We start from the raw sequence: 11021 nt of genomic DNA on the forward strand, positions 1-11021 counted from the left end.
TTATTTTCTTACGAATTTCTATGCTGGTACAATTGATTTTGTGCCTTTCTTAACAATTCTTCAAACGTTTTTCCTTCTATTGGATAACTAGCAGCCCCAAATAATAGAGTCATACTTAACAAGCCATTTTCTATTTCACTTTCAATATTTTTCATTAATCGGTTTGTTATTGTCGATTTTTCATGTCCGTTATCGATCGCCACAATAACATACTTATTTTCATCCCACTTCGTAACGACATCGCCTTTACGAATTGTCTTTACAATCGTACTCTCCAACTTTTGTACTAACACCTCCAATTTTTTTTCTTGCACTGTTTCTTTTAGTCCTTTCCATTCTTTCACAGAAAGAATGTACACTGTAATATTATGAGAATCTCGTTCTGATAAAGCAGCTACTTTCTCAAAAAAATCAACTACAAAATCATTACTTGCCATTCCTCCTACTTCCGTATCCATACGCCCACTCGCTCTTTTATCATACCAATGTCCAAAATAATAGCTGAGTATCATTTGCAATATATAAATAATAAAGACGGTATAAAATGATCGCGAATCCAGTTTTGTAATTACATCCTGAAGCGCAATCCATTCTGTAACTGCCACTGTATTCCCAAGTAATAATCCACTAATTTTCCCTTTATGTTTCATACTTCGCCTCCCTTCTATACCAATATATGTTTCTATAACAATTATGTTTTTCTACAAAATAAAAAATGTACATATTGAGTGTACATTTCCGCTTAAGCTTGTCTACCATTTCTATTCTATTTCATATATACCATACATCATTTTAGAAATATGGTGACCTACATGCTACAAAAGAAAAATCTATCAGATATTATACGTTTACTATCGGGGTTTCTGTTGTCGCTAAAATTACTATTTAATTCTTTCGGAGTAAACTTCATTACATATAATCAAATTGACGCTATTGTAAATATGGATCGAACAAAAAAGGGACTAAAAAAGGAACCTTTCATACAGGTTCCTTTTTATCATTGCCGTACAACAACTTCATTTGTTTGCAGCGGACCATATGATACTCCGTTATATTGAAATGTATATGTAGCCTGAAATAGTGTGTTTTTGAGTTCTTTATCTTTATTTGCTTTTATTTTACAAATTAATTCTACCTTCTCATTTGGTAATAAATTATCGATTCTCCACCTTACAAGCTGGAACAGAAACTCGCTCATTCCCTTATCAGCCTTTAATGAATTTGGAATATATGCAAAATAATCTCGAATCATATGACTTACTACAACTCGTGAAATCATTTTCATTCCTTTATTTTCAACTTCAATTCGAATAATAAGTATGTCGTTTACATCACAGGTCAGTTCATATGAAAATTTTTCTTTATACATACTACGGATTTGTAATGTAACTGCTACGTTAGGACATTCGTTTTCCTTTTTTGAGCCATCAATCCATAATACCGGTTGTAGCGGTATTGAACGCCTTCCTTGATCCGGAATTCGTTTCCATATTTTCATAATAATATTCACCCCATTTCAGATGCATCATATCCATACGACCTTATTCTGCCTCTCTACACAATATTAATAAAGCTCGTTACAAACGATATATAGTTATTACTCTTCCTTTTATCCTATTCGACAAAGTAAAGAAAAAACCATTTTTCATCTGTTAACAGCAGGTATTCTTACTGAAATATTTTTTTACAATTTCCTTCATTGACTTTTTACCAATACTAAGTATTACTCACTCTTTTGCTGTCCATACAACAGAATATTTTGACGGAAGAAAAAGTTTGCCTTTTAGTCAAATTTGACTATAATATTCTTTATGGCTTTGTCAGTGCACTTGTGTAAATTGATTTTAAAAAATATATTTATAATTTTTATGCGCTGCACTCAAAACTTAATATAGTTTACTTATTATTAAAGGAGGGTTATCTTTGGAATCTCAATTATCAAAAAAAGACTCCAGCAAGACAAAATTTGTTGTTGCGGGTTTACTACTTGGTATTTTAATGGCTGCAATGGATAATACAATCGTTGCAACAGCAATGGCAACAATCGTTGGAGACCTAGGAGGATTTGACAAGTTCGTTTGGGTTACGTCTGCATATATGGTAGCAACAATGGCAGGGATGCCTATCTTCGGAAAACTTTCTGATATGTATGGACGGAAACGCTTTTATATTGGTGGCCTTATTCTTTTCTTGTTCGGTTCTGCACTTTGCGGAACAGCATCTAGTATTGAGCAACTAAGTATTTATAGAGCAATTCAAGGAATTGGTGGCGGCGCTCTTATGCCTATCGCCTTCACTATTATGTACGACATATTCCCACCAGAAAAGCGCGGAAAAATGACAGGGCTATTCGGTGCTGTTTTCGGAACATCTAGTGTATTCGGCCCTTTATTAGGTGCTTATATTACAGACTATATAAGTTGGCACTGGGTCTTCTATATTAATATTCCATTAGGACTTATTTCCTTCTTCTTCATTACGAAATATTACAGTGAATCTCTAGAATTTAGAAAACAAAAAATTGATTGGGCTGGCGCTATTACACTTGTTATTAGTATCGTTTGCTTAATGTTCGCCTTAGAACTTGGTGGTAAAGAATACGCATGGAATTCCACTGTGATTATCGGCTTATTTACAACAGTTGTTATTATGCTTATTATTTTCTTCTTCGTAGAACGAAAAGCAACCGAGCCTATCATTTCTTTCCATCTATTTAAAAAACCTTTATTCGCAGCTAGCCAAGGTGTTGCCTTTTTCTATGGTGCCGCTTTTATCATCTGTACAGTTTATATCCCAATCTTTGTTCAAGGTGTTCTCGGTGGTTCAGCCTCAAATGCTGGGTTAATTTTAACACCTATGATGATTGGCTCTGTAATTGGAAGTCAAACAGGTGGACAGTTAGCTTCTCGAACAAGTTATCGTAACATTATGATGGCATCTGGAGTTTTCTTCGTTCTTGGCATTTATTTACTAAGCACTTTAACAATGGATACACCTCGCCTACTCGTAACACTATTTATGGTTCTCGCTGGACTTGGTGTTGGTTTCTCATTCTCAGTTTTAAGTATGTCTTCGATTCACAAATTAGAAATGAGAGACCGTGGTTCTGCTACATCAACAAACTCATTTTTCCGTTCACTCGGTATGACTCTTGGTGTAACAATTTTCGGTACAATTCAAAATCATATTTTTACAGATAAACTAAACACTCTCTTCCCACCTGAACTAGCAAAATTAGCTCCAAAGGGTGGAGACACAAGTTTCTTATTATCACCAGGTGCTACCGATAAAATACCAGCTGAAATATTAACTGGTATTAAAGAAGCTCTAGCTACATCTATTGCCAGTACATTCTTCTGGGCACTGATCCCGGCTGTACTAAGTATTATTTGCATTTTACTTATGGGAAATGAGCGTCTTTTTACAGGACCAACAACGAAACAAAAACAAAAGCAAGTAAGCTAATATAACGGCATATCCCTTTATGAAAACGGATATGCCGTTTATAATATGTATAAAGTTTATATATAGGGGTTGAGACAGCATGAGCATGAAATTAGTCATTCTCGGCTTGCTACTCGAAGGGGATAAACATCCATATGAAGTGCAGCACATAATGAAAGAACGACAAATGGACTGTTATATTAAATATGCAAAAGGATCACTTTACTATGCCTTTGAGCAATTAGAAAAACAAGGGGCAATTCGTGTTACAACTATTGTTCGAGATACAAATAGACCAGATAAAACAATTTTTCATATAACAAACGAAGGTAAACGTTTATTTCACACATTATTATTAAAACAATTCGAGGCAAAAAATCAAATATATAAACCAATTTATTCGGCACTCTCTTTCGCTCATTTTGGTGATGATCAAGAGTTAATTCCTATTTTAGAAAAAAAGAAAAATGATACCGTTCAATATTTACATAACATGCAAACTATTTATGACTGTAGCAAAGGAAAAATCCCACGCGCACAACTATATATTTTGCAAAGCGTTATTGAACATATTACAGTTGAATTGCAATGGTTAAACACCCTTCTTGCAGATGCTGTTGCCGGGCGACTTTCAGAAATTGATATAGATGCGGATTAAACTTTCAAAATAGAAACTGTAAAATGACAATATAGTTATTTTATTTCAAATTCTAAAACAAATATAACTCCATTCTAATTTAGGATGGGGTTATGCTTGTTTAATTTTCTATATAAGATAAACCAATTATTTAATAACATAACTGGCATCTTATGTATGTATAGGTACCCATTTCTTTATAAATTTAATCGCACTTTATTTCAATTCTCCTCATGTTTCTCCACTCTAAAAAATCAGAAAAATACAAATAATTAAAATACAAAACTTTAGAATTTTCTTATTTCAAAACAGTAGACAAAATTCCAAAAATTGTGTTAGAATTTGTTTCAATATCATATCGCTTGTTAAATTCCTTTCAAAAGGAAAATGGGTACACGAACAGTTTGTTTCGTGTTTAAAAGGGAAGCTTGGTGAAACTCCAACACGGTCCCGCCACTGTAAATGCTGAGATTTCTTTTTAATGCCACTGTGAAAACGGGAAGGTGAAAGAAATCATATGAAGCATAAGTCAGGAGACCTGCCTGTTTTAACAACACTGATAGATTCACGGATGATGATGAGGTGTTAAAACAAAAAGGAAGGCTTATTTTCTATGCCTTTATGCTTTTTGTTATAGGTATTTCCTAGTAAACGGAAATGCTTACTTTCAATTGGGGAGGAATTTGAAATGGCAATTCAAACAAGTAACTTAGGTTATCCACGTATCGGACTACAACGAGAGTGGAAAAAAACATTGGAAGCTTTTTGGTCTAATAAAATTGATGAAGAACAATTTTTAACAACAATGAAAGAAATTCGTCTTCAACACGTTAAAGCACAGCAAGAAAAAGGGATTGAACTTATTCCAATTGGCGACTTTACATATTACGATCACGTTTTGGACACTGCTTATATGCTAGGATTTATCCCATCACGTTTTTCTGAGTTTACATCTTACCTTGATGTATATTTCGCAATGGCGCGTGGCTCTAAAGATCACGTAGCTTCCGAAATGACAAAATGGTTTAACACAAACTATCATTATATCGTTCCAGAATATGAAGAGGGATTACAAATCTCTTTAAAAGATAATCGTCCACTTCGCTTATACGAAGAGGCAAAACAAGAATTAGGAATAGATGGAAAACCTGTTATTTTAGGACCATATACTTTCTTGAAATTAGCTAAAGGCTATACACAAGAACAATTTGCTACTATTTTAAAACAGTTAGTTGCACCCTACGTACAACTGCTTTCAGAACTACATGCAGCTGGTGCACAAATCATTCAAGTTGATGAACCGATTTTCGCTTCTTTAACGAAAGAAGAAGTTCAACAAGCAAAAGAAATTTATGAAGCTATTCGTAAAGAAGTTCCAAATGCGAATCTTCTTTTACAAACATATTTTGATAGTGTAGAAGAAAACTATGAAGAAATTATTACATTCCCAGTATCAAGTATTGGATTAGATTTCGTTCATGGTAAAGAAGGTAATCTACATGCTATTTCAAAATATGGATTCCCAGCTGATAAAACTTTAGCTGTTGGTTGTATAGATGGCCGTAACATTTGGAGAGCCGATCTTGATGAAGTTCTTACGTTATTTACAACGTTACAAAAACAAGTCCAAACGAAAGATTTCATCGTTCAGCCTTCTTGTAGCTTATTGCATACGCCAATCGATAAAACAGAAGAAACTCACTTATCGACTGAGCTATTTGATGCGTTGGCATTTGCAAATCAAAAATTAGAAGAGTTAGTTCTTATTCATTCCGCTCTAACTCAAGGTACAGAAAGCATTCATAATGAGCTGGAAACATATCGAAATGTACATCATACAATTCGTTCATCTGCTGCACGTAACCGAGAAGATGTCAAAGCAGCACGAACAGCATTAAAAGAAGAAGATTTTTCACGTCCTCTTCCATTTGAAAAACGATATGAATTACAACAAGTTGCCCTGAAGTTACCGTTGTTACCAACAACAACTATCGGTAGCTTCCCGCAAACAACTGAAGTTCGCCAAACGCGAAAAGAATGGCGTAACGGTGCTATTTCAAATGAACAATATGAACAATTTATTGAAAAAGAGACAGAAAAATGGATTCGTTACCAAGAAGAAATTGGTCTTGATGTTCTTGTACATGGTGAATTTGAAAGAACTGACATGGTCGAATATTTTGGTGAACGCCTTGCTGGTTTCTCATTCACTAAAAACGGTTGGGTGCAATCATACGGTTCCCGCTGCGTAAAACCACCTGTTATTTATGGTGATGTAGCCTTTATTAACGGAATGACTATTAAGGAAACTGTGTATGCACAAAGCTTAACAGAGAAAGTTGTAAAAGGAATGTTAACTGGACCTGTTACGATTTTAAATTGGTCCTTCGTTCGAAATGACATTCCAAGAAAAGAAGTTTCATATCAAATTGCATTAGCTCTTCGTCATGAAATTGAACTACTTGAATCTTCCGGAATTCGAGTAATTCAAGTCGATGAGCCAGCACTTCGTGAAGGAATGCCACTAAAAGAAAAAGATTGGGACGCTTATATTACATGGGCAGTACAATCCTTCCTTTTAGCAACTTCATCTGTAGCAAATGAAACACAAATTCATACTCATATGTGTTACAGTAACTTCGAAGATATCGTTGATGCGATTCGCGCATTAGATGCAGATGTGATTTCTATCGAAACATCAAGAAGTCACGGTGAATTTATTGATACATTAAAACATACAACATATGAAAAAGGCATCGGTCTAGGTGTATATGATATTCATAGCCCACGTGTACCAAGTAAAGATGAAATGTATAAAATCGTAGAACAATCTTTAAAAGTATGCGATCCTAAATATTTCTGGATTAATCCTGATTGTGGTTTGAAAACGAGAAGAACAGAAGAAGTTATTCCAGCTTTAGAGCACATGGTGCAAGCGGCAAAAGACGCTCGTTCCTTGCTAAAAACAAACGCATAATAAAAATGGGGTATCCTTTTTGAGGATACCCCATTTTTTATTCTTTACTTTCAAAAAAGAATTCATATTGTATTTTATATAATTCATCATCCGTTGGTTCTTCAAGAGGTGTTGCTTGTAATACAACCGTATACTCACCATTTGGAATAGGAATTTGAAATTTATTTGAAAGAATACTTGCTACAACGATACATTCATTTTCAACTGTAAAAGGAACTGTAACCGTTCTAATCACTTCTTTTTTCTCAATATGTTTCCCTAGGGTCACTTTTACTTCACAAGTATAATCAGAAAGTGCTTCAAAAATAACAGTTCCATCCGCCTTCGCATAACCTCTTTCAAAATCTTCATCCGTCCAGTCAACGTAAGGCTGATCACCGTCATAGTTCATCAACATTAATTGCGAATACGAAATTGTTAACTCCATCGTTCCCTTCTCCTTCATTATGAAATATGCAACTACTACTTTACGTCAAATTTCACACGCGTACCATCTGGGTATTTATCTAACTTATTTCCTACCCAAGAGCCTGCTCCGCGGTTATCGGCTGGACTTATATATTCAATATGCGCTCCTTTTCCGCCTTCTTTACACATCGCCATTGGCCATTCATCACGATCATACCCTTTTTTTGATGGGTATGGAGCTAACGATAATTTTCTTCTATCCGCAGCACCACCACGGTCGATTGTACAAACTTCTGAATGTCCTTCTTTTATAGCATCCGTAATATGTTTCCCTGTCTCTGGATATCGATCTTTCGGAAATTCTAGAACTTGATCATACGCATTTGTTTTTTTAATACTTGTTTCCTCTGGAACAAGCACTTCATACACCGCTACTACAATAGAAAGAATTGCAATAATTGAAATGATAATACCTTTTAATTGTTTCATGTATACCTCCGTGATTCTACCTGTTTCTTTTCCTCAGTTATCACGCATTAACGAGCAGTAAGACCCCCACCTCAAAATTCAGCGAAAGCAAAGAAGTTAGGTGGGGGATTAACTGTCCGTAAAAGCCCGATTGGTGAGGGCTGATAATCAGTGGTGGATGAATAAAACCCCCACTGATTAAAGTTTCACTTTATTATAACAAACTTATCCTGTATATGTTTTCAGACATTATTTTAGCTCTTCTTCGCCATTCCGCCAAAAACTCTCATTTTTCTTCATCTTTTCACTAATGCTGTAGAAAACTAATAGCCTTCCGACATTCTTTTTCAAAGGAAGTCCTCATAAAAGATTGAAATGATATATACGATACTTTTTGGGGAGGAAATATCATGGAAGCTACCTATAAAACGAAAGATGTGACGAATAAAACAGGCATCCCAAAACATATAGTCCGCAAATATAGTCAACTGTTAGAGGAACATGGTTATATAATTTCCAAAACAGCTGATGCTCGTATTTATAAACTTGATGATTTAAAACTATTGAAATCTATACATGAAAGAGCTGCTACATTGCAGGAAGATATTTCAGAAACGATACCAATTATTTTAAAAGAAAAAGAGGCCCCACCTGTACCAGTTATACAAGATACGCAAGAAATACAACCGAAAGAAAAAGAAGATGGGCGTAACTTCGAGGAGTTCATGTTAAAACTTGAAATGCTCGCTCAACTAAATGAAGCCATTATTCATCAAAATTCTACCCTTATTACCCAAAATCGTTTAAAAGATGAAAAGCTAGATGAGTTGATGCAACAAGTTTATGTAAAAGAAGGATCTCAAGAAAAAATGCTACAAGAGTTAGTGGATCATGCCGCTCAAACAGATGCTCTGCAAAAAGAAAAGATGGACTTATTAATGAATCATATGTATAAACGAGAATCTAAACAAGAAGAAAAAATGAATAAACTCGTAAATCAAATTTATAATAAAGATAGCAACCGTGATGCACAACTTATGCAAGTAATTCGCGAAATTCAAGAAACAAAAAGATTAGTCGCCGCCTCAAAAGAACAAAGCTTTTTCCAATCATTTAGAAGTTTATTTAGCCGAACAAAACAAGAAAAAACAACTGAATAGCATAATATATTTTTTCTAATATAAAATAAAAAGTTACCTTCTATCGGTAACTTTTATTCCTTATTTCTTACAGCTGGCAATATAATAATTGCTTCAGTCCCTTTCCCACTTTCGCTTTTATATTCCAGCGTACCATTATGCGCTTGTAAAATACTAAATGTTACCATTAGTCCTAATCCTGTCCCTTTTTCTTTTAAAGAATAATACGGTTGTCCGAGCCTTGCTAATTGTTCTTTCGTCATCCCAACACCACTGTCTTTAACTCTTATTACAATCGTTTCATCTTTTTGCATAGCCGTTACTTTTAAATATCCTTTATTTCCTTGAATTGCTTCAATACCATTTTTAACAACATTCATAATAGCTTGCTTCAATTTCGTTTTATCACCGATCGTATAAAGACTTTCAGAAATTTCAACTTGCAAATATACACCTTGCATCGCTGCAAATGATGACATAAGAGTTGTCATTTCTATTAATTGAGCGGATAAGCAAATATGTTCTTTTTTCTCAATTTGTGGTCTTGCTAAATTTAAATAATCTGAAATAATTTGTTCTGCCCGGTCCAATTCAGCTAATACGAGACGCATATAATCCTTATTCTTCACATCTTCCGTACTTTCTAGCAATTGAATAAAACCACGAACAACAGTGAGTGGATTTCGAACCTCATGTGCAACACTTGCTGCTAACTCACTTACAATATTAAGTTTCTCTGACTTTTGCATCTCTGTACGTAGTATTGCATTTTCATTTAAATATTCTGTTAAGTACACCTGAAATACCATTGTCATAACCATAATAAGCGAAGCAAATATATATCCGCTATATAAGTGCGAAACATATGGTGTAAATCCCGTTTCTAACAGAACGTTAATCATACCAATCACTAAAGAAACAAGTACGTACAATGATGAAATCATAAATGCTAAAATTAGCTTCTTATCCCTTGAAAATAGAGACCATTTCTTTGATAAAAATAATGGAACTATCAATAGAAATATTACTTCTATGACTGGAAGAAGGTTTATGCCCTTTAGCACCCATTCATAGACAACAAAAATAACGGCCGGGATTAAACCAACAATCCCACCATATAAAAAACCACTAACAATTGGGATTGGGTGAAAGTTATACCCGCAAACGTCCCCAAAACAAATAGAGTATGTCATAGAGAGAACGAGTGTAATGCTAGATAAAAACATAATAAAGTAGCGGTTCGGCTTCGGAGGCATTTCTTGATAACGATTTAAACGAATCGCTTCGTATAAAAATAGTGGCAAAATAATGATGGCAATTTGGATCATTAAATCACGGATAAGCTCCATAGCCTCTCATCCCCTATATGTATTTTGATATGATTATATCATTTTACAGGTTTGTTTGTTTTAAAATTTTGATTTTTCTTAACATATTTGTTAATTCTTTGTTAACAACACATAATAATTGTTACAGATTTTCGAAATGAATGTAAACCCTGTACCAAATTTCTGCCCGGCAGTATACAATGAATACGGATTACAAAGAAAATAAAAAATACTTCATAAGACGGACAACTATAGCAAAATACAGCATATAATCCATACTATCTATGTTTACAAATAAGTGATCATTATTTTAGTAGGAGGAAGATAAATATGGCGGGTACTACGCTTGTTTTAAAAGAAGAAAATTTGGTCGTTCTAGAAAACGTTGAAAAATCAGTGTATGAAGAGTTACAGCATAAAACAGGAGAAGAAAATTGCACATGCGCTGTGAATGAATCAGTTGTTCACCTTGGCAAAGTATCCTCTGTACTTTGGAATGAAGATGAAATAGATTGGGAATACGGATATTAAAAAGTCGCTTACTGGTATTATCCCCTTTAGGTAGACAGTAAAAAAAGAGTCCATCTGGTATGATGGACTCAATACTGTTTTATCTGGAG

11 protein-coding genes and 1 riboswitch are annotated in these 11021 nt (G+C 34.3%); of the genes, 6 read left to right on the forward strand and 5 right to left on the reverse strand.

Annotation, left to right across the window (positions count from 1 at the left end):
- Positions 1-8 precede the first annotated feature (8 nt).
- The gene (locus tag PDQ68_RS06875) at positions 9-650 is read right to left on the reverse strand and encodes a diguanylate cyclase domain-containing protein (RefSeq protein WP_000680842.1); all 642 of its coding nucleotides are present in this window, start codon (positions 648-650) and stop codon (positions 9-11) included.
- A 162-nt stretch (positions 651-812) separates the two neighbouring features.
- Here PDQ68_RS06875 and PDQ68_RS28990 point away from each other — a divergent pair, with 162 nt between their 5' ends.
- Positions 813-1058, forward strand: coding sequence for a hypothetical protein (locus tag PDQ68_RS28990; protein WP_016718395.1), 246 nt, complete (start codon positions 813-815; stop codon positions 1056-1058).
- On the opposite strand, the gene PDQ68_RS06880 is transcribed toward PDQ68_RS28990, so the two are convergent.
- The gene (locus PDQ68_RS06880) at positions 998-1498 is read right to left on the reverse strand and encodes a hypothetical protein (RefSeq protein WP_000708167.1); all 501 of its coding nucleotides are present in this window, start codon (positions 1496-1498) and stop codon (positions 998-1000) included. The two genes, PDQ68_RS28990 and PDQ68_RS06880, sit on opposite strands and share 61 nt — an antisense overlap.
- Before the next feature lie 425 nt (positions 1499-1923).
- On the opposite strand from PDQ68_RS06880, the gene PDQ68_RS06885 reads away from it, so the two are divergent.
- The 3 genes from PDQ68_RS06885 to metE all read left to right on the forward strand — a co-directional run bounded on the left by PDQ68_RS06885 (position 1924) and on the right by metE (position 7058).
- On the forward strand, positions 1924-3465 hold the full coding sequence (locus PDQ68_RS06885) for an MDR family MFS transporter (protein ID WP_061183943.1): 1542 nt from the start codon (positions 1924-1926) through the stop codon (positions 3463-3465).
- A gap of 79 nt (positions 3466-3544) precedes the next feature.
- Complete coding sequence (locus PDQ68_RS06890; RefSeq protein WP_000062077.1) at positions 3545-4102, forward strand: PadR family transcriptional regulator; 558 nt, start codon at positions 3545-3547, stop codon at positions 4100-4102.
- Between the two features lie 351 nt (positions 4103-4453).
- Positions 4454-4641: riboswitch (cobalamin riboswitch) on the forward strand.
- Positions 4642-4769: 128 nt separating this feature from the next.
- Complete coding sequence (metE, locus tag PDQ68_RS06895; protein WP_001007593.1) at positions 4770-7058, forward strand: 5-methyltetrahydropteroyltriglutamate--homocysteine S-methyltransferase; 2289 nt, start codon at positions 4770-4772, stop codon at positions 7056-7058.
- A gap of 37 nt (positions 7059-7095) precedes the next feature.
- On the opposite strand, the gene comJ is transcribed toward metE, so the two are convergent.
- A complete protein-coding gene (gene comJ / locus PDQ68_RS06900) occupies positions 7096-7485 on the reverse strand; it encodes a competence protein ComJ (protein WP_061182412.1) in 390 nt (129 codons plus the stop codon).
- Between the two features lie 35 nt (positions 7486-7520).
- Positions 7521-7955 (reverse strand): DNA-entry nuclease, encoded by a 435-nt coding sequence (gene nucA, locus PDQ68_RS06905; RefSeq protein WP_000811499.1) that lies wholly within the window; start codon positions 7953-7955, stop codon positions 7521-7523.
- Positions 7956-8344: 389 nt separating this feature from the next.
- Here nucA and PDQ68_RS06910 point away from each other — a divergent pair, with 389 nt between their 5' ends.
- Complete coding sequence (locus PDQ68_RS06910; protein ID WP_000388461.1) at positions 8345-9094, forward strand: DUF3967 domain-containing protein; 750 nt, start codon at positions 8345-8347, stop codon at positions 9092-9094.
- Between the two features lie 53 nt (positions 9095-9147).
- Here PDQ68_RS06910 and kinB read toward each other — a convergent pair whose 3' ends face one another.
- Positions 9148-10422, reverse strand: a complete 1275-nt coding sequence (gene kinB / locus PDQ68_RS06915) for a sporulation sensor histidine kinase KinB (protein WP_000420388.1) — start codon at positions 10420-10422, stop codon at positions 9148-9150.
- A 309-nt stretch (positions 10423-10731) separates the two neighbouring features.
- Between kinB and PDQ68_RS06920 the strand changes: the two genes are divergently transcribed.
- Complete coding sequence (locus PDQ68_RS06920) at positions 10732-10932, forward strand: hypothetical protein (RefSeq protein ID WP_000929285.1); 201 nt, start codon at positions 10732-10734, stop codon at positions 10930-10932.
- Positions 10933-11021: the final 89 nt, after the last annotated feature.

It is taken from the genome of Bacillus cereus group sp. Bc010 (assembly GCF_027716745.1).
Classification (GTDB): Bacteria; Bacillota; Bacilli; order Bacillales; family Bacillaceae_G; genus Bacillus_A; species Bacillus_A pacificus.

Bases quoted from the DNA above. Each gene is read 5' to 3' on its own strand.
- PDQ68_RS06875 (WP_000680842.1), bottom strand. From the start codon at position 650: ATGAAACATAAAGGGAAAATTAGTGGATTATTACTTGGGAATACAGTG.
- PDQ68_RS28990 (WP_016718395.1), top strand. From the start codon at position 813: ATGCTACAAAAGAAAAATCTATCAGATATTATACGTTTACTATCGGGG.
- PDQ68_RS06880 (WP_000708167.1), bottom strand. From the start codon at position 1,498: ATGAAAATATGGAAACGAATTCCGGATCAAGGAAGGCGTTCAATACCG.
- PDQ68_RS06890 (WP_000062077.1), top strand. From the start codon at position 3,545: ATGAGCATGAAATTAGTCATTCTCGGCTTGCTACTCGAAGGGGATAAA.
- metE (WP_001007593.1), top strand. From the start codon at position 4,770: ATGGCAATTCAAACAAGTAACTTAGGTTATCCACGTATCGGACTACAA.
- comJ (WP_061182412.1), bottom strand. From the start codon at position 7,485: ATGGAGTTAACAATTTCGTATTCGCAATTAATGTTGATGAACTATGAC.
- nucA (WP_000811499.1), bottom strand. From the start codon at position 7,955: ATGAAACAATTAAAAGGTATTATCATTTCAATTATTGCAATTCTTTCT.
- PDQ68_RS06910 (WP_000388461.1), top strand. From the start codon at position 8,345: ATGGAAGCTACCTATAAAACGAAAGATGTGACGAATAAAACAGGCATC.
- kinB (WP_000420388.1), bottom strand. From the start codon at position 10,422: ATGGAGCTTATCCGTGATTTAATGATCCAAATTGCCATCATTATTTTG.
- PDQ68_RS06920 (WP_000929285.1), top strand. From the start codon at position 10,732: ATGGCGGGTACTACGCTTGTTTTAAAAGAAGAAAATTTGGTCGTTCTA.